This window comes from uncultured Proteiniphilum sp., assembly GCF_937873925.1.
Classification (GTDB): domain Bacteria; phylum Bacteroidota; class Bacteroidia; order Bacteroidales; family Dysgonomonadaceae; genus Proteiniphilum.
In genome coordinates, this window is the sequence record NZ_CALNAT010000206.1 from 20655 (window position 1) to 42784 (window position 22130).

19 protein-coding genes are annotated in these 22130 nt (G+C 47.5%); 12 read left to right on the forward strand and 7 right to left on the reverse strand.

The annotated features are described in order from the left end of the window. Nucleotides 1-31 precede the first annotated feature (31 nt). The 3 genes from Q0502_RS14015 to Q0502_RS14025 all read left to right on the forward strand — a co-directional run bounded on the left by Q0502_RS14015 (nt 32) and on the right by Q0502_RS14025 (nt 3388). The gene (locus Q0502_RS14015; protein ID WP_298651881.1) at nt 32-1051 is read left to right on the forward strand and encodes an NlpC/P60 family protein; all 1020 of its coding nucleotides are present in this window, start codon (nt 32-34) and stop codon (nt 1049-1051) included. A gap of 141 nt (nt 1052-1192) precedes the next feature. Further along, nucleotides 1193-2306, forward strand: a protein-coding gene (gene prfB, locus Q0502_RS14020) for a peptide chain release factor 2 (protein WP_298651884.1) whose coding sequence is annotated in 2 segments (ribosomal slippage) — nt 1193-1255 and nt 1257-2306 — 1113 coding nt in all. Because the reading frame shifts where the segments join, the coding sequence is not laid out codon by codon here. Beyond that, nucleotides 2306-3388 carry an AI-2E family transporter gene (locus Q0502_RS14025; protein WP_298651887.1) on the forward strand — a complete coding sequence of 361 codons (1083 nt, stop codon included), beginning with the start codon at nt 2306-2308 and terminating at the stop codon, nt 3386-3388. Before prfB ends, Q0502_RS14025 begins: the two co-directional genes overlap by 1 nt. Nucleotides 3389-3398: 10 nt before the next feature. Here the strand turns inward: Q0502_RS14025 and Q0502_RS14030 are convergent, their stop codons facing one another. Beyond that, the gene (locus Q0502_RS14030) at nt 3399-4151 is read right to left on the reverse strand and encodes a TIGR02757 family protein (protein WP_298651890.1); all 753 of its coding nucleotides are present in this window, start codon (nt 4149-4151) and stop codon (nt 3399-3401) included. Nucleotides 4152-4409: 258 nt separating this feature from the next. On the opposite strand from Q0502_RS14030, the gene Q0502_RS14035 reads away from it, so the two are divergent. Continuing rightward, on the forward strand, nt 4410-6680 hold the full coding sequence (locus Q0502_RS14035; protein ID WP_298651893.1) for a trypsin-like peptidase domain-containing protein: 2271 nt from the start codon (nt 4410-4412) through the stop codon (nt 6678-6680). A gap of 1 nt (nt 6681) precedes the next feature. On the opposite strand, the gene Q0502_RS14040 is transcribed toward Q0502_RS14035, so the two are convergent. The 5 genes from Q0502_RS14040 to Q0502_RS14060 all read right to left on the reverse strand — a co-directional run bounded on the left by Q0502_RS14040 (nt 6682) and on the right by Q0502_RS14060 (nt 12522). Then, on the reverse strand, nt 6682-8379 hold the full coding sequence (locus tag Q0502_RS14040) for a LysM peptidoglycan-binding domain-containing protein (protein WP_298651896.1): 1698 nt from the start codon (nt 8377-8379) through the stop codon (nt 6682-6684). Between the two features lie 47 nt (nt 8380-8426). Next, nucleotides 8427-9194, reverse strand: a complete 768-nt coding sequence (locus tag Q0502_RS14045) for a DUF5683 domain-containing protein (RefSeq protein WP_298651899.1) — start codon at nt 9192-9194, stop codon at nt 8427-8429. A 6-nt stretch (nt 9195-9200) separates the two neighbouring features. Continuing rightward, on the reverse strand, nt 9201-10109 hold the full coding sequence (locus Q0502_RS14050; RefSeq protein WP_298651902.1) for a ParB/RepB/Spo0J family partition protein: 909 nt from the start codon (nt 10107-10109) through the stop codon (nt 9201-9203). A 168-nt stretch (nt 10110-10277) separates the two neighbouring features. Continuing rightward, nucleotides 10278-11042 carry an AAA family ATPase gene (locus Q0502_RS14055; RefSeq protein WP_298651904.1) on the reverse strand — a complete coding sequence of 255 codons (765 nt, stop codon included), beginning with the start codon at nt 11040-11042 and terminating at the stop codon, nt 10278-10280. A 148-nt stretch (nt 11043-11190) separates the two neighbouring features. Next, the gene (locus Q0502_RS14060) at nt 11191-12522 is read right to left on the reverse strand and encodes a lysine 2,3-aminomutase (protein WP_298651907.1); all 1332 of its coding nucleotides are present in this window, start codon (nt 12520-12522) and stop codon (nt 11191-11193) included. Nucleotides 12523-12940: 418 nt separating this feature from the next. Between Q0502_RS14060 and Q0502_RS14065 the strand changes: the two genes are divergently transcribed. The 8 genes from Q0502_RS14065 to argH all read left to right on the forward strand — a co-directional run bounded on the left by Q0502_RS14065 (nt 12941) and on the right by argH (nt 21479). Next, on the forward strand, nt 12941-13558 hold the full coding sequence (locus Q0502_RS14065; RefSeq protein WP_298651910.1) for a GNAT family N-acetyltransferase: 618 nt from the start codon (nt 12941-12943) through the stop codon (nt 13556-13558). Beyond that, nucleotides 13555-14745, forward strand: coding sequence for an argininosuccinate synthase (gene argG / locus Q0502_RS14070; protein WP_298651913.1), 1191 nt, complete (start codon nt 13555-13557; stop codon nt 14743-14745). Before Q0502_RS14065 ends, argG begins: the two co-directional genes overlap by 4 nt. After that, complete coding sequence (gene argC, locus Q0502_RS14075; RefSeq protein ID WP_298651916.1) at nt 14738-15712, forward strand: N-acetyl-gamma-glutamyl-phosphate reductase; 975 nt, start codon at nt 14738-14740, stop codon at nt 15710-15712. The genes argG and argC overlap by 8 nt, the downstream gene beginning before the upstream one ends. A gap of 99 nt (nt 15713-15811) precedes the next feature. Then, nucleotides 15812-16936, forward strand: a complete 1125-nt coding sequence (locus Q0502_RS14080; RefSeq protein WP_298651919.1) for an aminotransferase class III-fold pyridoxal phosphate-dependent enzyme — start codon at nt 15812-15814, stop codon at nt 16934-16936. Further along, complete coding sequence (locus tag Q0502_RS14085; RefSeq protein ID WP_298651923.1) at nt 16933-17886, forward strand: N-acetylornithine carbamoyltransferase; 954 nt, start codon at nt 16933-16935, stop codon at nt 17884-17886. Before Q0502_RS14080 ends, Q0502_RS14085 begins: the two co-directional genes overlap by 4 nt. An 89-nt stretch (nt 17887-17975) precedes the next feature. Next, nucleotides 17976-18764 carry an acetylglutamate kinase gene (argB, locus tag Q0502_RS14090; protein ID WP_298651926.1) on the forward strand — a complete coding sequence of 263 codons (789 nt, stop codon included), beginning with the start codon at nt 17976-17978 and terminating at the stop codon, nt 18762-18764. Nucleotides 18765-18946: 182 nt separating this feature from the next. Next, the gene (locus Q0502_RS14095) at nt 18947-20002 is read left to right on the forward strand and encodes a M20/M25/M40 family metallo-hydrolase (protein ID WP_298651929.1); all 1056 of its coding nucleotides are present in this window, start codon (nt 18947-18949) and stop codon (nt 20000-20002) included. A 181-nt stretch (nt 20003-20183) separates the two neighbouring features. After that, nucleotides 20184-21479, forward strand: a complete 1296-nt coding sequence (gene argH / locus Q0502_RS14100) for an argininosuccinate lyase (protein WP_298651931.1) — start codon at nt 20184-20186, stop codon at nt 21477-21479. Nucleotides 21480-21667: 188 nt separating this feature from the next. Here argH and Q0502_RS14105 read toward each other — a convergent pair whose 3' ends face one another. Next, nucleotides 21668-22129 carry an SRPBCC family protein gene (locus tag Q0502_RS14105; RefSeq protein ID WP_298651934.1) on the reverse strand — a complete coding sequence of 154 codons (462 nt, stop codon included), beginning with the start codon at nt 22127-22129 and terminating at the stop codon, nt 21668-21670. Between the last annotated feature and the right edge of the window lies 1 nt (nt 22130).

Sequence of the window (22130 nt, forward strand, 5' to 3'; positions counted from 1 at the left end):
CAATGATTTTGTTTATTTTTGTTCAATATATATGTTACTATACGGCGTGTTTACTACGGCATATAAGGGCAACGGCTGGTTGAAAGCCGTTTCACTGGCAATCATATCACTCATCCTGGCCTCATGCGGGGCAGGAAGAACAACCGTCTCCGGTAACAAAACATCTGCGACTTTACAGGACGATATCATTCAATATGGCAGGCAATACCTTGGCAAGCCCTACCGCTATACGGGGAAAGGCCCCAACTCTTTTGATTGTTCAGGTTATACCTCTTTTGTATTCAGGAAATTCGGTTATAGATTAGATCCCAGTTCCGCGGGGCAGGACAGGCAAATCCCCACTATCGCCAGAAGAGAGGAGCTTCGTAGGGGAGACCTTGTCTTTTTTGAAGGAAACAGAAAAAACGGAAGAGTCGGACATGTGGGAATAGTAACGGAAGCATTTTCCAACGGTCAATTCAAATTTATCCATGCCTCCACCACCAGTGGAGTGATTATCTCTTCCTCTAGGGAACCATACTATGCATCACGCTATTTACGTGGCGGAAGGGTGTTGGAGGAGAATGCGTCGTATGTGACGCGACGAAACCCGTTACCGGACAAAAAACAGTATGCCGTTTCTCCCGCCACGACAAATAATAAACCGCTCTATCAGGATATTCCGGAAGTTGCTCCCCCGAAAAAGAAGGAAACAACGGGCTCCGCCGTTGCCGAAGGGCAGACGGAAGATCGTCCGGGGGACAGGGATGGGATTGTTGTTCTTGTGCAAACCGATCCGCAGAAAAACCCGCCTCTCACAGATTACCGGACCGGCACGAACGGGAAAGGGCAGGGAAAAGATACTCTCCGGGCAAACCGTGATATGGCTTTAAGGGACGAGAGTCCGGCAATTCCCGCCCCGCCTAAAAGCCATACGGTAAAAAGCGGGGAGACGCTTTATTCCATTTCGAGACAATACGGATGCTCGGTCGAACAGCTGAAAGAGTGGAATCCGCAAATAGGATCCCTGTTGAAAACCGGCGAAAAGCTGCATCTCTTTATACGACAATAAGGGACTATTGACTTATCAATGTGTAACTGTCGTATATTCAAGACCTTCGGGTTAACCATACAGCCATTGATCACCCAATGGGGTTTCATGATCTTTTTGTAACTTTGCGCCCTGAATTCAACAACAGAAAAAACTTACAATATGATAACGACAGACCAACTAAAAGATGTGTTGGAGCGCGAGGACGCGCTGAGGGGGTATCTTTGACGTCGATGCAAAGCGTATCCAATTAGAAGAAGAAGAGTTACGCACTCAATCGCCCGATTTCTGGAACGATGCCAAAGCGGCTGAACAACAGATGAAGGTGGTGCGTGAGCTGAAGTACTGGATCAGTGCCTACCAGGAAGTAAAGTCTGCCGCGGAAGAGCTCCAGCTGGCATTCGACTTCGCAAAGGAGGGAATTGTGTCGGAAGAGGAAGTGGACGCCCATTACATCCAGGCACTTCAATTGATCGAAGAACTGGAGTTGAAGAACATGCTCCGCCGTGAGGAGGATCAACTGGGCGCAGTCTTAAAAATCAACGCTGGTGCCGGCGGCACGGAAAGCCAGGACTGGGCTTCCATGCTCTTCCGCATGTATCAGCGCTGGTGCGAAAGCAAAAATTACAAAACTACCGTCACCAACTGGCAGGATGGCGACGATGCCGGCATCAAGACGGCTACCCTGCAGGTGGAGGGTGATCTGGCATACGGCTTTCTGAAAAGCGAGAACGGTGTGCACAGGCTGGTACGCGTATCTCCTTTCAATGCCCAGGGGAAACGTATGACCTCGTTCGCGTCGGTATTTGTGGTGCCGTTGGTGGACGATTCCATCGAGATAGAAGTGAACCCTGCCAATCTGAGTTGGGATACTTTCCGTTCGTCAGGAGCAGGGGGACAGAACGTGAACAAAGTAGAAACGGGTGTACGCCTGCACTACCAGTATAAAGATCCCGATACGGGAGAAGAACAGGAGATAGTGATTGAAAACACCGAAAGCCGTTCGCAAATGGGCAATCGGGAGAACGCCCTGCGTTTGCTCAAGTCGCAGCTCTATGAAATAGAACTGGAAAAACGCCGTGCAGCACAGGCGGTCATCGAAGCGGGCAAAAAGAAGATCGAATGGGGATCCCAGATCCGTAGTTATGTATTCGACGATCGCCGTGTAAAAGACCATCGTACCAACTACCAGACATCCGATGTGACAGGTGTAATGGACGGCGACCTGGATGAGTTTATCAAAGCCTATCTGATGGAATTTGGAGAGGAGGCGTGATGTCAGAAAGAAAGAACCGATACCAGCGTTTTGTCCTTTTAGGGTTGATCCTGCTCTTGTCAATTATCATTTTCAAAGAGCTGCAACCCTATCTGGGAAGCTTTTTCGGTGCTTTCACCCTTTTCATGCTCCTGAAGGGGCAGATGGTTAAACTGGTGGAGAAATATAACTGGAGAAAAGGATTAAGTGCATCGGTCATTGTATTGGGAACCACTATATTTATCCTGATCCCGCTCACCGGGTTTGGCTTTCTTGCAGCCGACACTATTTCGGGAATAAACATAGATCCCGCACAGATCATGAGAACCATAACAGAATTGTCCGAGAATATTGAAGATCGTATCGGGATCGCCTTGTTCACTCCTGAGAATCTTTCCTTTGTCCCCCGGGCCGGATCCACCATCATGCAGACACTGGTTTCAGGGTTGAGTTCGATGATCATCAATGGTATTATTGCGATTTTTCTGCTTTATTTCATGCTGGTAAGCTATCAGTCATTGGAAAAGGCCAGCAATGAGATGCTCCCTTTCAGCCAGGAGAACAAACAGATCCTCCGGGAAGAGACAAAGTCGATTGTCCAGGCGAATGCCATCGGCATTCCGGTGGTTGCTATCACGCAGGGAATACTGGCGTATGTAGGATATCTCTCCTTTGGCGTAAGCAATCCTCTTGTATATGCCGTACTGGTAGCTTGTACTACTATCATCCCCGTAGTAGGCACTTCCCTGGTATGGTTGCCGATCGGAGTTTCGGCATTGGTACAGGGCGATATCATGAGAGGGATCCTTCTGCTTTGCTACGGGCTGCTCATCATCGGGGGATCCGATACCATTCTCCGGTTTGTATTGCAAGAAAGACTGGCCAATATTCACCCGTTGATCACTTTTTTCGGTGTGATCATGGGCCTTGCAATGTTCGGATTCTGGGGTATTATTTTCGGGCCGTTGCTGATTTCTTTGCTATTGCTCTTTTTCAACATGTACCGTCACGATTTTATTCCCGGATCAACCGCACAACCACGCATTACTACTAAGGAAGGGGGAAACGAAGGGATCCTTTTTCGGAAAAGGCAGGCAAGGTAGTTCCGCACACCTACCATCCGTTCTCCAAAGATAACCCGAAAAGGGCAAAGTCGTATTTCACCGGATCAGAAGGATCCAGCAACCGGAGATTTCCGGTAAGCTCAAGAGCGGTCTTCCAGTCGGTCTGTTTCCTGGTGATCAAACCCAGACGGCGTGCCGCCCTGTCCACATGAAGATCGATAGGACAGATCAGCGCACTCTGCGGGATCCGGTCCCAAATACCGAAATCCACCCCTCTGTCATCACTCCTCACCATCCAGCGCAGGAACATATTGATCCTCTTGCAGGCTGAGTTACGGCGGGGAGTCGCCACATGCTTCCGGGTCCGTTGCGGGGCGTAGGGATCAGCGAAAAATGTCTGTTCAAACCGGATCAGCGAATCTTCCGCCGAATTGAAAACCCCTTTGTCCAGAAATGCATTTTCCAGTGTAGCGTAGCGGGAATAGTGCCGTTGAAGGAAATCCACAAAATAGAGCAGGTCGGTATCGTTAAAAGTACGATGTGCAAAACCGAGCAGACCTTTCAGGTCCTCATCGCTATGTTCCATGATAAAACGGTAAGGTTCACTTCCGAACCTCCCTGCCAGTTCACGGCATTTGGCAATGATCGTTTTTCGCTGTCCCCATGCCAGTATTGCCGCAAAGAAACCCATGATTTCACGATCCTGCCTGCCGGAAAATAAGTGGGGAACAGATATAGGGTCATTTTCAATAAATGAAATATTGTTATATCGATCTGCTTTCTCATCCAAAAAACTCTTCATACGACTGTCCTTTCCTATACAAATAATTGGTGCAAAATTACGTCTATTCCTTAAAAAACCTTACATTTGCAGCAACTATTTTCGTTAAGCAATACGAACAGAAGACAAGCTTGCTTGGATTATGTCGTTGCGAGAACTATTTCGAAAGCTGTATGAGTAGAGATCCAATTTATTTGAGCTATGCCATAGCGAGAAATAGTAGAATGAATTTAAATAGTCTAATGTAATTGAACGTTTTTTTGAAATTGATTCGCATTCATGAGAAGTGTCCCCAACTCTTTCCAATCTATCCTGAAGAGCAGTCTTCTATTTATTTTCTGTTTTCTCTTCCATACCGTTTCGGGTCAGATCAGTTACGGGGGCAAGCCGCTTCCGCTTCACGCCGGTATAGGGGCAAGGTCTGTGGGTCCGGCCGCAGATCTCTTCGTGGAGATGCCCTCCTTTGATGAAAAGGCGGCATTACGGCAAGCTCAACAAGATCAGACGGACTTCAAAAGCCTGGAGTTCGCCCATAAATTTCATACTCTTCTCCGCCCCGACAATTCAGGGATTACGTTCGTGTCCGGCAATATGAAGGTATGGCGTGTCGGGATCCGCTCCAAAGGTGCTTCCTCACTGAATATCCTCTTTTCGAAATTCAGGTTGCCGCCGCAAGCCGGGTTATTTGTCTACAGCTCCGATCAGTCGGAGATACTGGGCTCCTATACGGAAAAAAACAACACGGAACTGAACCTGCTTCCCGTACAGCCTGTCGGAGGCGATGAGCTGATCGTGGAATATCAGGAACCGTTGGAAGCGACCTTCAACGGAGAGATTGAAATAGGTGAGGTAAATCACGATTTTCTGGGGATTTTCAGGGCTACCGAGCCAAGAGACCCGGCACAGAATTGCCATCCCAATCTGGTCTGCTATCCCGAAGATATTCAGCCCGGAAGCGGCGTGGTGGGATTGATCATCAACGGAACGACCTATTGCACCGGAGTCCTTGTGAATAATACGGCGGAAGATGCAACCCCTTATCTGCTGACAGCCACCCACTGCCTCAACAGTAATTATAACGCCAGTTTTCTCGCGAATAGAAAATACGATCTCATTGCCGGCAGCATCGTCGCCTTTTTCAATTACAACTCACCGCTATGCGATATGGATATCCGTGGTCCGCTCCAGATGACTATGGCCTCGGCCGACTCGGTGCTGATCAGCGAAAGGCATGATATCTCCCTGCTGAAGCTGAAAGAGGCTCCTCCGGCGGAATACCAGCCTTATTATCTGGGATGGAATGCCGGTTCTTCTCCCTCAGCGCCGTTTCACGGTCTGCATCACCCCAACGGAGGGATCAAAAAGGTGGCGATAGACGAAGGTCCGTTAAGCCTCGGTTCGTTCGATCTTCCAAATTATAATCTGGAGGAACCCAACTCGTTTTGGGAAGTAAGGGCATGGGATACCGGAGCCACCGAAGGAGGTTCCTCGGGATCACCCCTGCTTGACAGGGAGAAAAGGGTACTGGGTACGCTTACCGGTGGTCAATCGATGTGTTCGTCTCCGAGAGGACCGGATTCTTATGCATCCCTTTTCAAATTCTGGAATGTGCCGGAGTCACTCGATAATCCCAACTCAATAAACTATTATCTTGATCCTGAGGGATCACAAGCCCTTCAAATAGTGGGTTTTAATCCTCATGCACAAGAGCCTTTTACAAAAAGCCATAATTTCAAATCAGATGACAAAGCGGTAAAATACCACTTTCAATCCGTACCCCTGTTCTCGACCAATAACACTTTCGGCTATACGGAATTCGCAGAGCAGTTTTATGCCAGAACCAACGTACAGTTACGGGGTGTCTTTTTCTCCTCCCCCGCCGTTAGCGGTATTTCGGACATGAACATCAGGATCAGGATTTACGCCGGGGAAAACGGGCCGGAACGCCTTCTTTATGAACAACCCTATAATTACAGTTACAGGTATTATTTCAGCAATTCCGATTTTCCGGATGCCCCCCGCAATATGAACTACAATGTGGAGAATTATATCGAATTTGACGAGCCTGTAACTGTTTCGGGATCATTCTATATATCCTACTACGACATGAACGGGGTGCCTTCGGGCTTTTCCGCATTCAACGCGGAACCCAGAAAAATAGGATCGGGGATCATCTCCACGGCATGGATGAAAAACGGATCGGAATGGGTAAGATCGTCGGAGAATATTGAAAATCCTGTCAATACCGCTTTACTGATCGCACCTTATGTAATGGGGAACTCTTCCACATCAGTAGAATCGGAAAAAGAACAACCTAAACTGGTGGTTTACCATTCCAATGAGGTAAAACGAATATTTATCGAGTCGAACTATGAGTTGATCGAGTGGGAAATTTTCTATTCCTCGGGAATAAAGATCCATCATGAGACCGCAGATGTAAGTATCAACAGGGCCTCCTATTCATCGGCGCATCTGCCTAAAGGAGTCTATATTGTGAGGGTTAAAACCGCTGACGGTACTGTCGCTGCAAAAAAAGTGGTGGTGATATAACCTATTCGACGGTTGCAGTTTCTCCCTTCTCTTCAGTCGTCTCCACAGATTTCTCCGTCTCTTCTTCCTGTCCATCCGGTGTCCTATTCTGCTCTACCTTTTCGAGTTGATCCTGCAGATAGGAAGAAATGATATTACTCCCACGGGATGTTTCGGCACGCGTGTATTCTTTCTTTCCCGACTCCGGATCCTCCTGGGAGGCAGCAACGGCCTTTTTCCCGATAATCAGCTGATCCCCAATACCGATACTGGAGGACCTTAATCCGTTCCAGGATTGAAGTTGTGCTACCTGAACACCGTTCTTCCGTGCGATCTCCCCGAGTGTATCACCTTTCCTGACCCGATAGTACCGGTTTATAGTCTGGGTTTCGCCATCCGGGTTGTTTGAAGAGACTTGCACCAACTGCTGCTGATCAGCCTCAGGCGCCACCTCCTTTTGCCCTACAATCAACTGTTTTCCGATATCGATCCTGTTGGAACGGAGTCCGTTCCATGACTTGATCAGGGTAACAGTCGTACCGTTCCTCCTGGCAATGGCAGAGAGATTATCCCCTTTTTTTACCCGGTAATAGACATTGGCTGTATTTCCCGATACCGATGAAACGGAACCATCCAGGAAGCCGTCGGTATTGGCCCTGTGTGTAAAATACCGTCCCTTTTCGTAATTTACGATGGTGTCGTTTTTATCAATAAATGCATACATCTTTTCTGAGGGAAGTACCAGGGCGTACGCTCTGAAATCGCCCGGTATCACATCCTTCCTGAACTGAGGATTCAGTCTCCGCAATTCGCTCACAGGAATATCCAGTACTCCTGCTATCTGTTCCAGGTGTATCCTTTCGTTTACCTGCACCGTATCGAGCGCAATGGTTGTCAGGGAAGAAGAGTGTGCCGGACAGATATTGTGATCTGCATAATGACTCATAATATAGTTGGCTGCAATGAAGGCAGGCACATATCCCCTTGTTTCCCGCGGCAGAAAGTAATAAATTTCCCAATAATCACGTTTACCACCGCTTCGGGCAATTGCTTTGTTCACATTCCCCGGCCCGCAGTTGTAGGCAGCGATCACTAAATTCCAGTCGCCATAGATGGCATACAGGTCTTTCAGATAACGTACAGCGGCGTCCGTCGATTTATAGGGATCGCGCCTTTCATCCACCAAGCTGTTCACTTCTAACCCGTAGCCCTTTCCTGTGCGTAGCATAAACTGCCATAATCCGGTAGCTCCCGCGCGGGAAACAGCCACAGGATTCAGGGCCGATTCAATTACAGGCAGATATTTTAACTCCAGTGGGAGTCCGTGACTGTCCAGCGCCTGCTCGAACATCGGGTAGTAATAGTCTCCCAGCGCCAGCATATAACTCACCTGTTCCCTTTTCCGGACAGCATACATCTCTATATAGCTCTTCACCACACTGTTGAATGAGAGTTCCATCTCGGAAGGGAGGTTGTGAAGTCGCTTCAGATAGACTGAATCGTGAAAAGTAATATTCTGTCCCCTTTTACAATCGACTTCGGCATTCGAGAGGTCGAGCTGCCAATTACGTAACAGGTCGCTCAGTTTCTCCATCATGCTTTCCGGATAGACAATCATACTATCCTGAATGTTCTCCAGATCAGCAGGTGGGGTCTCCTGGGCCATAATGCTCAATCCGCCCCAGACAGTTATCAATGCAATCAAAATAGTTCTTTTCATACCAATAAATCGCTCACCCCGGAAGGATGAACCATGTTCTTTTACAGTTAAAAATTAAAACTCCATTGCACTCCATAGGAGGAGTTTCCCAGGTTATGAGCCCTCTCTTCCCTGATGATAGCGGGGGTCACACGCATTGACAAATCGGGGCTCATGTCGAAATCGAACAACTGCGCATCCACATAGGCATCTACGATGGATATAAAATAGACTGCAACTGTGGCGATAATACTCAGATCCCTGTAATAGCGGTAATAATCCTTTCGTTGCTGCAACAAATCCGTAAACCATTGAGTGTCTACTGTTTCCGGATCCTGTCCATAGGGCAGCATATTGTGCCAGCGTATGGTTTCGGGATTATCGTCCATAATGTCCTGATACGCCCCCAGATAATCCCGGTAGTAACCGTTATTCCATGAGATAGCGTACGTTACCCCTGCCACACCACCGTACAGGATCGGCAATTTCCAGTATTTACGATTATAGATCTGCCCCAGGCCCGGTAAGATGGCCGAATAGATAACCGCTTTCCGTGGGGAGGGGCTGAACATGTAGGAAGGTGCGAAAAATTTGTCGGAAGTAATCTCGATGAGCGATTGGTCTGCCTTTATGCGGACGGAATCCTGCTTCCCGGACGTATTTTTGCCGTTTTTCCGGCTAATCGAGACGGAGTCGGATACCTGGAGGAGAGTTGAGTCCTTTGGCAGTAGAGGGACACTGTCCTGCGGGTGTTCCGGTGAATGGACCTGCCCCTGGATATCCACTGCGTAAAAGAGGATCGACAGACAAATAAGGATTCCGGACACATTCATCATCGGCGATTATTTTTTCATTTTATCAAACATGACAATAATGCGCTCCAGGTCTTCCGGCGAATCGAAAGGAATAGTGATCTTTCCTTTCCCCTGCCTGTTATAACTGAACTGCACATCGGTCTGGAAATAAGAGGAAAGATGTTGTTTTAACGCATCAAAATCATCGGACGATTGTGGTCTCACACCGGATTTTCCGGGTTTGGTCTTTCTGCTGTCCGGGGTTTTCAGTTGTTGAAGGGGGATTCCTTCGTTAAAATCCTTCACCACCGACTCTACCTTCCGGACCGATAACCCTTCTTCGAGGATCAGGTTATAGAGAGAAAGTTGCCCCACCGGATCGTTCATAGTGATCAGAGCACGGGCATGCCCCATGTCGATCTTTTTGTTTTTTACACCCATCTGCACCTCTGCCGGAAGTTTCAACAGGCGCAGATAATTGGTGACGGTCGTCCTCTTCTTTCCCACTCTTTCGCTTAGCTGCTCCTGTGTGAGGGAGAGGGTGTCGATCAGGTTTTGATATGCCAGGGCGATCTCGATCGAATTAAGATCTTCGCGCTGGATATTCTCAATCAACGCCATCTCCATGATCTCATCATTTTCAGCCATCTTAATATAGGCCGGAATGGTGGATAATCCCGCCATCTGAGAAGCACGGTAACGACGCTCACCGGCAATGATCTGATAGGTGTCGTCATCCAGTTTTCTTAACGTGACAGGTTGAATAACACCGATCGATTTGATGGAAGCGGATAATTCCCGTAATGCTTCCTCATCGAATACCCTGCGCGGTTGATCGGGGTTGGGAACAATCTTGTCAAGCTCCACCTCACTGATGGAAGAAGAACCCTGTGTTTCACCGTCGTTGAAGGTGATCAACGCATCTAATCCTCTTCCTAATGCATTCTTTTTCGCCATAATCTATCCCGTAAAGAGTACAAATTTACATGATTTTCTTTTGAAACCGGCATGATTGAGGTAATTACTTTAGCCCTATACGTTCCCCCTACCTGTATGTAACAAATAAATCAATCGCATACAAACTACACAGACGGATAAGGATCTCCATTGGATGATAGGAGAAAGTCAGGGATTTTTTTCGATCAGTTCCTGCGCAAGCTGTATATGATTAGTCGCCCCACGGGAACCGGCATCGTACATAAGCGCCGGCTTGGCATGGCTCTGTGATTCGCTGAGTGTAATGTTACGCTGAATAACCGTTGTAAATACCAACTCTTTGAAATGGTGTTTCACCTCTTCGTATATCTGATTATGAAGACGCAGACGGGAATCATACATAGTGAGGACAAAACCCTCTATCTCAAGTCTGGTATTCAGCTTCGACTTGATGATCTTTATGGTATTCAGCAGCTTGCTTAATCCTTCGAGGGCAAAATATTCGCATTGTACAGGTATCAAAACCGAATCGGCGGCGGTAAGCGCGTTTACCGTAATGATGCCCAATGAAGGTGAACAATCGATCAGGATGAAATCATACCGACCGCTTACCGGCTGCAAAAGATCGCGGAGCCTTTTCTCCCTGTTTTCCATCTGCACCATCTCCAGTTCGGCTCCTACCAGATTGATATGTGAAGAGATGATATCGATATCTTCAAAGGGTGTACGTTGTACCGCCTCGTCGGGGGTACATTTACCGATCAACCCTTCATAAATCGTATTCGTAGCTTTTTTAATATCGATACCCAGACCGGAGGAGGCATTCGCCTGCGGATCAGCATCTACCACCAATACCTTTTTTTCCAATGCGGCAAGCGATGCCGCTAGATTAATCGTGGTGGTGGTTTTACCCACCCCTCCCTTCTGATTCGCCAGCGCTATGATCCTACCCATATAATATTCAATTTACAGGCAACTTCATTTTCTACAAACGAGCTGCTTTAGGCAGCAAAATAAATAATAAATCAGCTAATTCTATGTTAATTATTTAAAACATTGGCGTTTTTGTTGATAAATTGAAAAAACAAAGAATATCCCGCCTTTATTCCCATATGAAATCGGTATCTTTCTCATCTCTTCCTAAAGGACTATCTTTCTGAAAGAAAAACTTCTCTTCTCCAAAGGCCGGTTTGAGGTCATCAAACCAGGTCGCTTTTTTATCGTATTTTGCAAAGAAAGGGATATCCACCAGATCAGGATTGCGACACTGAAGAAAACGAAGCACGAATACTTTTTCCCCTTTGACCTCTGTCACACCCAGCACCTGTATTTTTCCCGGGTTTGCACTCATACTCGGACCCCGGACAGTGCGGCAGATACCGCTTACGTTACGGTAAGCCTTTCTGAAAATATTCCACGCTTTTTCCAGCGGCACTTCGAAGAATGTTTTGGAACCCGTATCCCGTGCGACGAACATATAATAGGGGATCAATCCCTGTCTGACCTGTTCTTTCCACATATCGGCCCACACCTTCGGATCATCATTGATATGACGCAACAGCGGCGACTGTGTTCTGATCTGTGCGCCGGTATTGAGTATCCTTTCGATAGCCTGTTTCACCGCATCCGTAGAGAGTTCCACCGGATGATTGAAGTGCCCCTGAAAAGCGAGATGCTTACCTGCCTTTTTCACCTTTTCGAATAAGCGTAGCATATCGTCGGCATCTTTGTCCGTCAGGAACCGGTAGGGCCAGTAGGCCAGCGTCTTCGACCCTATACGTATATTGCGGATATGAGAAAACTCTTTTGTGAGAAGAGGTTCTATATAAGCCGACATGATACTGGCTTTCGCAGTAAGCGGATCGCCTCCTGTAAAAAGGACATCCGACACTTTAGGATGTCTCAGCAGATACTTATGAAGCAGATCTGCCTCTTTCATCGCAAATTTCAGTTCGTTCATACCGGAGAACTGGGGCCACCGGAAACAGAAAGTGCAATAAGCATGGCATGTCTGTCCCTGGCTGGGAAAGAAGAGCACCGTCTCACGGTATTTATGCTGCATACCATGCAATTTCATCCCGTCTACCATCGGCACATTGTGTTCCTGTCCCGCGGGATTGGGATTCAGTTCCATCCTGATATCATAGACCTTTTTTTTCAATCCCTCCTCATCGTTCGCATCAATCAGCTTTTTCACCTGCGTATAATGGGTTTTCGATAGCATCTCTTCCCGGGGAAAGGTCAGCGTGAAGATAGGGTCCTCGGGAACATTGTTCCAGTCGATGAGTTCTTCCACCACATAGTTATTCGCCTTAAATGGCAATACCCTGCCCACCACTCCAATGGCTTCCCGTTCTTCATCGGATAAAGCACTCAGTTGAGGCAGATCATTATAATTACGCAGAATGAAATTTCTATACTTTTTATTTTCCATATCAAGTGAATTATGTTTTATTTGGTTGAACTACAGGAGGTGAATAAGACCCGTGAACCGGGGGTAAAGGATTTAAGTTGCAGTTCGAGGTAAACAAAAATAAGACAAAAGTATCAAAAAGACAACTAAATTAATACATTTTATATTTTTTGAGGAAATAAAAAAGCAGTTTGCCGGTTATGAAAGAAAAAATATATTTTTTTTCTCAAAGCACCCCTACTTATAAATATAATGATTACTTTTGCAGTCCGATGAGAATATATTCTTCCCATATCCCCTACCGTAAAGCAACAGGCTTAGTCCGACGATGCTTTTGATCCACACGGGAATTCCGATTCCCGCACCCCTTCCTTTTTATCTTATTTCGCCTTCGGGCAACACTCTACAGACAAATATCTAACTTTTTTATTGTTTTAGGATGAATGTAATTATTCATATAGCCAACAGCGGTTACGTAGGTTATGCGCAGGAGATCTGCGATCTGATTTACGAGTCGGCGCAAGCACGCGGTACGGGCATTGCAAGGCGTAGTGCCGAATATATTGCTGAAAAGATCGAGGCAGGCAAAGCGGTGATCGCCCTCGACGGCGACAAGCTTGTGGGTTTTGCTTATATTGAAACTTTCAGTCACAAACGGTTTGTGGCCAACTCGGGACTGGTGGTACACCCTGATTACCGCAATCAGGGATTGGCCAAAAAGATCAAACGTAAAATTTTCGACCTCTCCCGCAAACTCTATCCGAATGCCAAAATATTCAGCATCACCACGGGGTTGGCAGTGATGAAAATGAATACGGAACTGGGATTCAGACCTGTCACTTTTTCAGAGCTGACCGATGACGAGGAGTTCTGGAAAGGATGCCAGGGATGCAGGAATTTCGACATCCTGCAACGCAATAACTACAAAATGTGCCTTTGCACAGGGTTGCTTTACGACCCCAAAGTCCAACCGGTACAACATGCCAGCCCTTTTGCCAAAAAGGTGGTAAAACCAGTCATTAAAGTAAAGAAAAACAATAAATTACATAAGAAATGAAGAAAAAAGCAGTATTAGCATTCAGCGGCGGCCTCGATACTTCGTTCTGCGTACCCTGGCTGATCAATGAGAAAAACCTGGAAGTACACACCGTAATTGTAAATACCGGCGGGTTTTCCCACGAAGAGGCAAAATCGATTGAAGAGCGGGCTATAAAATTGGGTGCCGCTACACACACCTGCATAGATGCAGTGGAAGATTATTACACCAGGGGCATCAGATACCTGATCTTCGGGAATATATTAAAGAATAACACTTATCCGTTGTCGGTCAGCTCCGAACGTTTCTTCCAGGCGATGGCAGTGCTGGCTCATGTCAAGAAGGTGGGAGCCGATTTCGTGGCGCACGGAAGCACCGGAGCGGGAAACGACCAGGTAAGGTTCGATCTTGTTTTTGAAGTGCTGGCGCCGGAAGTGGAGATCCTCGCTCCTATCCGTGAGTTAAGCCTCTCCCGTCAGCAGGAGATCGATTACCTGAAAGCGAAAGGGTTCGACTTTTCGTGGGAAAAGTCGAAATATTCCATCAACCAGGGGATCTGGGGAACCAGCGTGGGAGGAGTGGAGACGCTGAAATCATCGGGAGTCCTACCCGAAGAGGCCTATCCGTCGCAGGTGACCGACCGGGGTGCGGAACGTATCACCCTGGGATTTGAAAAAGGCGAACCGGTTTCGCTGAACGGCGAAAAAATGGCACCCGTCACACTGATCCACACGTTGCACCGGATAGCCTCGAAATACGGTATCGGTCGCGATGTGCATGTGGGTGACACCATCATCGGCACCAAGGGACGCGTAGCCTTTGAGGCGCCTGCTCCGCTGATCATCGTAAAAGCACACCATCTGCTGGAGAAACATGTGCTGACCAAACAGCAGCTCTACTGGAAAGACCAACTCTCCAACTGGTACGGGCAACTGATGCACGAGGCGCAATACCTTGAACCGGTGATGCGCAATATTGAGACTTTCCTCGACGACACCCAGCGGTTTGTCACCGGTGAAGTGCAAATAGAACTGCGACCCTACCATTTCGCGGTATTGGGATGCTCCAGCGAATACGATCTGATGAACTCCCGGTTCGGAGAATACGGGGAAACCAACAAATCTTTCTCCGGACAGGATGTGGTAGGATTCACAAAAGTGATCGCCAACCCATTGAAGATTTATTATACCATTCACGACAATGATTAACGTAAGCATAGCGGGCGGAACCGGTTATACGGCGGGCGAACTGCTTCGTATCCTGCTCCGCCACCCTGAAGTCAACATAGAATCGGTCATCAGCACCACCTCCGTGGGGATGCCCGTGGCGGAAATGCACCGTGACCTGCTGGGCGAAACGGATCTGGTCTTTAGCGACACTTTCCGTCGACCCGATGTAATATTCCTTTGTCTGGGACATGGGTTATCGCGGACTTTTCTGGAAGAGAACGATATCCCCGCATCATGCAAGATCATCGATCTGGGAAATGATTTCCGTAATGACCTGGCGTTCAACGGCAGGAATTTTGTGTTCGGATTGTGCGAGCAGAACCGCGAACAGATCCGTGGGACAAACAACGTGGCCAATCCCGGCTGCTTTGCTACTACCATCATGCTGGCGTTGCTGCCGCTGGCGGCAAAAAAACTGCTGACGGACGAAATACATGTGCACGCCATCACAGGTTCCACGGGTGCGGGGAAGAAACCGGCCGAGACCACTCATTTCAGCTATCGCGACAACAACATCTCAGTATACAAGCCTTTCACACACCAGCATCTGGAAGAGATCAGGAATACACTCATCAGTGCGGGTAACGACGATCTGCCGCAGATCAACTTCGTACCGATGCGGGGTGATTTCACACGCGGTATCTTCGCCAGTATATATACAAAATGGGAGGGAGCCATGTCCGAATCGGCCGTAGTCGATATCTACGAAGAGTATTACCGGTCATCTCCGTTCGTGTTTGTTTCCAAACAACCCGTCAGCATGAAAGAGGTGGTAAACACCAACAAAGGGCTATTGCATATCGAGTTCCATAACGGCTATATCTACATTACCTCCGTTACCGATAATCTGGTAAAAGGAGCATCGGGACAGGCAGTGCAGAATATGAACCTGATGTTCGGGCTGGACGAAACGACCGGGTTAAAGTTGAAAGGAAGCGCGTTTTAATGTACCAATATGCTAATGGGCTAATGAGCCGATGAGTCAATGTGCTAATGTGAATAATGTGATTCAATGATTTTCACTTTTAGTTTTTAGTTTAATAAAATGAACCTATTTGACGTATATAGTTTGTGGGATATTGAGCCTGTACAGGCTCAGGGTTGCCGTGTATGGGACAGTAAGGGGACGGAATACCTCGACCTCTATGGCGGACATGCCGTGATCTCTATCGGGCACTCCCACCCCCGTTATGTAAAGGCAATACAGGATCAGGTGGAGAAGATCGGTTTCTACTCCAACTCGGTACAGAACTCATTACAGCAGGAACTGGCCGATAAACTGGGAGAACAGTCCGGCTATCCCGACTATTCGCTTTTTCTCTGTAATTCCGGCGCCGAAGCCAATGAGAACGCGTTGAAACTGGCATCGTTCCACACCGGGAAAAAGCGTGTGATCGCTTTCAACGGGGCATTCCACGGACGTACCTCAGGTGCGGTTGCCGTTACGGAGAATCCGGCTATTCAAGCCCCTTTCAACAAAGGACATGAGGTTATTTTCGTGCCACTCAACGACATAGAGGGAGTGGGGACCGAGATCCGGAAGGGTGATGTAGCTGCGGTCATTATCGAGGGTATCCTGGGTGTAGCCGGTATTTTTACCCCGGAACCTTTGTTTTTGCAGCAACTGGCATTCCTCTGTAAAAATAACGATGTAATACTAATTCTCGACGAGATACAATCGGGTTATGGCCGCAGCGGGCAGTTTTTCGCCCATCAACCGGCCGGGATACAGCCCGACCTGATCACGATGGCAAAAGGGATGGGTAACGGCTTTCCGATCAGTGGACTACTGATCTCTCCCCGGTTCGAAGCCAAAAAAGGGATGCTCGGTACTACCTTCGGAGGTAATCACCTGGCTTGTGCGGCAGCTATCGCAGTGCTCGATATATTAAAAGAGGAGTCGCTGGTGAAAAATGCGGAAGATATGGGTAATTATCTGCTACGGGAGTTGTCGGAAATAGCCGGTATCAGGGAGATCCGTGGCCGGGGATTGATGCTCGGCATCGAGTTTCTTCCGGAATTTGCGGCCGTTCGTAACCGGCTTCTCTTTGAAAGCCGTATCTTTACCGGCGGGGCAAAAAACAATGTCATGCGTCTGTTACCGCCACTTTCGATATCGAAATCAGAAATCGATATTTTTATCACTGAACTTAAAAATAAATTGATATGAGAAACTTCACCTCCGTGCATGACATCGGTGACCTGAAAAATGCACTCGAAAAGGCCAGGCAGGTCAAAGAGAACCCATTTGCCGACCAGGAACTGGGTAAGAACAAAACCTTGTTGATGATCTTTTTCAATTCGAGCCTGCGTACCCGCCTGAGTACCCAGAAAGCGGGACTGAACCTCGGGATGAATGTGATCGTACTCGACATCAATCAAGGCGCCTGGAAGTTAGAGACTGAAAAAGGGGTCATTATGGATGGCGACAAACCGGAACACATCTTAGAAGCAATCCCGGTGATGGGATCTTACTGCGACGTGATCGGTGTGCGCTCTTTCGCACAGTTCGAAGACAAGGCTTCTGATTATAATGAAGTCATCCTGAATCAGTTTATCCGCTATTCCGGCAAACCGGTCTTTAGTATGGAGGCGGCTACGCGCCATCCCTTACAGAGTTTTGCCGATCTGATCACGATTGAAGAGCACAAAAAAATAGAAAAGCCGAAAGTAGTACTTACCTGGGCGCCTCACCCGCGTGCGTTACCGCAGGCGGTTCCCAACTCGTTCGCCGAATGGATGAACGCCGCCGGTTATGAGTTCGTGATCACCCATCCCGAAGGATATGAGTTGGACGAAAAGTTTGTCGGCAATGCCAGAGTGGAATACGACAAGGAAAAAGCCTACAGGGATGCCGATTTTATCTACGCGAAGAATTGGGCGGCATATCAGGACCCGAACTATGGGAAGATTTTAAATACCGACCGTGCATGGACGGTGGACAGTGAAAAGATGGCGCTGACCAATAACGCTCATTTCATGCACTGCCTGCCGGTACGCCGCAACATGATCGTGAGTGATGAGGTGATCGACAGTCCGCAATCGATCGTGATCCCCGAAGCAGCCAACCGTGTGGTTTCGGCACAGGTGGTTTTGAAAGAGATATTGCTGGGATTGTAAGGTGGGGAAGTGGCAAGGTGAAAAGGCGGTTTGCTCATCTAAATTTACGAAGTAAATTTGAATAACAACCGAATAACTATTGATCAAATATGACGGAGGATAAAAAAACAACCCTTTCAATCGTTAAGATCGGGGGAAATATAGTGGATAACCCGCAGGCGCTGGAATCATTCCTGAACGACTTCCATCAACTGGAAGGGCGCAAATTACTGGTACACGGCGGGGGGGTGATGGCCTCGAAGATGGCGGAACAACTCGGCATTGAAACCAAGATGCTGCATGGCCGCCGTATCACCGACGAGGAAACACTGAAACTGGTCACCATGGTGTATGCAGGATGGGGCAACAAAAACATAGTAGCATTACTGCAAAAAACGGGATGCAACGCCATCGGCCTCTCAGGGGCGGACGCCAACACCATTCCGGCGATTCGGCGCTCTCCCGTGCCGATCGATTTTGGTTTTGCAGGCGACCCTGACCCGAATAAAACGAACACCGGCTTCATATCACAATTGATAGAGAGTGGAATTACCCCTGTGTTTTGTGCTATCACCCACGACGGCAACGGTTCGTTACTGAACACCAATGCCGATACCATTGCCTATACCGTAGCAACGGCACTATCGGAAAAATACCTCGTTACAATCTACTACTGCTTCGAGAAAGAAGGGGTATTGAGAGATATGAACGATCCGGACAGCTTGATACCCACAATGATCCGGGAAGAATATGAGGCATACAAACAACAGGGCATCATCGTCGACGGTATGATCCCAAAATTGGATAACTCTTTCAGGGCGATAGAGAATGGCGTGTCGGAAGTGGTGGTTTTGCACGCGAAGAACTTATTATCCGGAAAAGGAACAGTGTTAGGTTAGTGTGCTGATATGATAATGGGATGATTTATTGATGGGGATGATTTGAAATTTAAAACCCAGAAAGTAGAAATGGGAAATAGATTCCATCTTTAGTTTTTAGTTTACAAAAAGTCTTGATTCCAGACTTATAGAGAGCTCCAATTTGTAATTTGTAATTTGTAATTTGTAATTGTTAATTCCTTATGGATAATTATATACAAAACGCGGTTGAACTGTTGAGGAAACTGGTTTCTATTCAATCATTTTCGGGTGAGGAGCATCCGAGGAGTGATTTTCTAACAGCATATTTCAATACAAAAGGAATCTCCACAGAGCGTATCGGTAATAACCTGATTGTTCGTCAACCCCATCACGATGCATCGAAACCGACACTGATGCTGAACTCTCATCTCGATACTGTTCGTCCGAATACAGGATATACCTTCGACCCGTTCACTCCACCCCACTCCGACTCGCACGTTTACGGGCTGGGTAGTAATGACGCGGGAGCCAGTGTAGTCACCCTCTTGCAAACATTCTTGTATTTCTATGAAAAAGAATTACCTGTCAATCTCTTACTGGCACTATCCGCAGAGGAAGAGAATTCCGGGCCCAACGGGATGTCATTGCTTTGGCAAAAACTCTCCGGCGAGGTGGATATGGCTGTTGTCGGAGAGCCTACCGGCATGAGAGCGGCCGTAGCCGAAAGAGGCTTACTTGTAATCGACGGCGAAGGGATTAGCGGGCATGCAGCCCGGGACGAAGGGGTGAACGCACTCTATATCGCGTTGGAAGATATTTCCACGCTGAGGTCGGTAAAGTTCGACAAAATATCGCCTGCCATGGGAGAGGTAAAACTGACCGTCACACAGATCAATGCCGGCACACAACACAATGTAGTACCGGAGCGGTGCGGTTTTGTAGTGGATATCCGCCCGACGGAGATGTACACCAACAGCGAGATCATGGAAATACTGCAACCGAAAGTGAAAAGCGAACTGAAAGCCCGTTCGCTGACCAACAGGAGTTCCGCCACACCGGTCGATCACCTGTTGATGCAGTGCGTACAACAACTCGCCATTGAGACCTACACTTCACCCACCACATCGGACTGGATGCGGATCACCTGCCCGGCCCTGAAGATGGGGCCGGGAGAATCGGCTCGCTCCCATCGTCCCGATGAGTTCGTGTGGATAGAGGAACTGAAACAGGGAATCGAAGGATATATCCATCTTATAGAAAATTTAATGAAGCAGTAATTATAATGCTCAAGCGCGATTTCGCAGAAAATTCGCAGCGACGTTCCGGATTGAAGGAAATAGCTATTACAGTATGAAACAGCTAATACAGTTTTCAGTTCCTCGAAAAAAAATGTAAATTTGCACTCTGTACGGAAAAGGAAATAACGGCTTGAATAAGCGATAAAAAAAGAAACGGGATATGGCAAAAATATGGGATAAAGGCTTTGATGCCAACCAGAGAGTAGAAGATTTTACCGTAGGGAACGACCGCGAACTCGACCTGCGTCTGGCAAAACATGATATCCTGGGATCGATGGCGCATATCAAAATGCTGGTGAAGATCGGCCTTCTGGAGGCGGAAGAGGAAAAAGCGCTGCGAACCGAACTACAAAATATCCTGTCAGAGGTGGAACGGGGGAATTTCAGGCTCGACGACGATGCCGAAGACATCCACTCGCAGGTGGAAGCGATGCTGACGGAGAGACTGGGGGAAATGGGCAAAAAGATCCATTCGGGACGCTCCCGCAACGATCAGGTGCTGGTCGATATCAAGCTTTATCTCAAAGAGGAAATAATGCAGTTCAAAGAGGAAGTAATAGAACTATTCAACCTGCTGCAATCACTCAGCGAACAGCATAAAGAGGTACTGCTGCCCGGTTACACGCATGGACAGGTCGCGATGCCCTCTTCTTTCGGTTTGTGGTTCGGCGCTTATGCCGAAGCGCTGGTGGACGATATGTACACGCTTTCAGCAGCATGGCAGGTAGCCGATCAGAATCCGCTGGGCTCTGCAGCCGGTTATGGCAGTTCTTTTCCGTTAGACCGGGAGATGACCACCCGCGAACTGGGCTTCACTAGCATGAGTTACAACGTAGTCGCCGCACAAATGGGACGCGGCAAGACCGAACGGATTCTCGCGCAGAGCATGTCGAATATTGCTTCCACACTCAATAAGCTGGCTGCGGATAACTGCATATACCTTTCAGGAAACTATGGATTTATCTCCTATCCCGACGAACTGACCACGGGATCAAGCATTATGCCGCACAAAAAAAATCCCGATGTGTGGGAACTGATCCGGGGACACAGCAACCGCCTGCAGAGCCTGCCCAATGAAATCGCGCTGATGACCACCAATATGCCGCACGGCTATCATCGCGACTACCAGTTGTTGAAGGAAGTGCTCTTTCCCGCGCTGGAAACCCTGCACAGGCTTTTACAAATGACCCGCTTTATGCTGGAACATATCTCGGTAAACGGGGATATCCTCACCGATCCACGGTATGAGTATCTTTTCACCGTAGAAGAGGTAAACAACCGTGTATTGCAGGGCATCCCCTTCAGGGAAGCCTATCAGCAGGTAGGAAAAGAAGTACAGGCAGGTTCTTTTCATGCCCCGAAGGAAGTGCACCATACCCATGCCGGCAGCATCGGCAACCTCTGCACGGAAGAGATCAGAAAGAAAATGGAGAAAGCTTCAGAGGCCATCGGGTAGCAAAAACAAAATCCTTTTTCCATCCAAGCATCCGGATATAAAAATCAGACAAAGCTTGAATATCGGGGACAATCAAGTACGATTGATTTCAATTTGATTGTAGATATACTATTCATATACTGCTCCTTTCCTCATTATACATTTCTCATTAGTATATCTTTGATATGGGATAAATTTAATCACTAATTTTAGCAGGAAATTTCCGGAAATTTGTCTTTTACCAAATTCAGTTCAATTCCAAACTCTAAATAATCTTTCAGTCCGTCCAATACAGTTGTAAAACCACCTGTATTGTTCTTGATCACTTCAATTAAATCATCACCTTTTTGGCTAAAACCATAATTCCTGATTATCACATAGGTCGTTTCTACTGTCAATGCTGTAAACTCAAAATCAACCGTTGTGGCAGGATTGTCCCATTCAATTGTTACTTTTTGATTGGGTATAATTTCTTTTACTTTTATGTTGTCAGATACACCATACATCTCCCATTCCCAAATAATTGTTTTACCTGTTTCAAGTTGTCCGCTCGATTTGGTAAACCAAAATTTGGTGGTTATTGCCGGGTCAATGAATGCCTGAAAAACTGTCGAAACAGGTTTCCTTATCATCATTTGACATTCTACCGTCGGAATTTTTATTTCTGCCATT

What these genes read in the sequence shown, in the direction of transcription:
- Q0502_RS14080 (WP_298651919.1), top strand. Translation starts at nt 15,812, where the DNA reads ATGAACCTATTTGACGTATATAGTTTGTGGGATATTGAGCCTGTACAG.
- Q0502_RS14065 (WP_298651910.1), top strand. Translation starts at nt 12,941, where the DNA reads ATGAATGTAATTATTCATATAGCCAACAGCGGTTACGTAGGTTATGCG.
- Q0502_RS14045 (WP_298651899.1), bottom strand. Translation starts at nt 9,194, where the DNA reads ATGATGAATGTGTCCGGAATCCTTATTTGTCTGTCGATCCTCTTTTAC.
- Q0502_RS14085 (WP_298651923.1), top strand. Translation starts at nt 16,933, where the DNA reads ATGAGAAACTTCACCTCCGTGCATGACATCGGTGACCTGAAAAATGCA.
- Q0502_RS14035 (WP_298651893.1), top strand. Translation starts at nt 4,410, where the DNA reads ATGAGAAGTGTCCCCAACTCTTTCCAATCTATCCTGAAGAGCAGTCTT.
- Q0502_RS14025 (WP_298651887.1), top strand. Translation starts at nt 2,306, where the DNA reads ATGTCAGAAAGAAAGAACCGATACCAGCGTTTTGTCCTTTTAGGGTTG.
- Q0502_RS14040 (WP_298651896.1), bottom strand. Translation starts at nt 8,379, where the DNA reads ATGAAAAGAACTATTTTGATTGCATTGATAACTGTCTGGGGCGGATTG.
- argC (WP_298651916.1), top strand. Translation starts at nt 14,738, where the DNA reads ATGATTAACGTAAGCATAGCGGGCGGAACCGGTTATACGGCGGGCGAA.
- Q0502_RS14060 (WP_298651907.1), bottom strand. Translation starts at nt 12,522, where the DNA reads ATGGAAAATAAAAAGTATAGAAATTTCATTCTGCGTAATTATAATGAT.
- argH (WP_298651931.1), top strand. Translation starts at nt 20,184, where the DNA reads ATGGCAAAAATATGGGATAAAGGCTTTGATGCCAACCAGAGAGTAGAA.
- Q0502_RS14055 (WP_298651904.1), bottom strand. Translation starts at nt 11,042, where the DNA reads ATGGGTAGGATCATAGCGCTGGCGAATCAGAAGGGAGGGGTGGGTAAA.
- Q0502_RS14050 (WP_298651902.1), bottom strand. Translation starts at nt 10,109, where the DNA reads ATGGCGAAAAAGAATGCATTAGGAAGAGGATTAGATGCGTTGATCACC.
- argB (WP_298651926.1), top strand. Translation starts at nt 17,976, where the DNA reads ATGACGGAGGATAAAAAAACAACCCTTTCAATCGTTAAGATCGGGGGA.
- Q0502_RS14105 (WP_298651934.1), bottom strand. Translation starts at nt 22,129, where the DNA reads ATGGCAGAAATAAAAATTCCGACGGTAGAATGTCAAATGATGATAAGG.
- Q0502_RS14015 (WP_298651881.1), top strand. Translation starts at nt 32, where the DNA reads ATGTTACTATACGGCGTGTTTACTACGGCATATAAGGGCAACGGCTGG.
- Q0502_RS14095 (WP_298651929.1), top strand. Translation starts at nt 18,947, where the DNA reads ATGGATAATTATATACAAAACGCGGTTGAACTGTTGAGGAAACTGGTT.
- Q0502_RS14030 (WP_298651890.1), bottom strand. Translation starts at nt 4,151, where the DNA reads ATGAAGAGTTTTTTGGATGAGAAAGCAGATCGATATAACAATATTTCA.
- argG (WP_298651913.1), top strand. Translation starts at nt 13,555, where the DNA reads ATGAAGAAAAAAGCAGTATTAGCATTCAGCGGCGGCCTCGATACTTCG.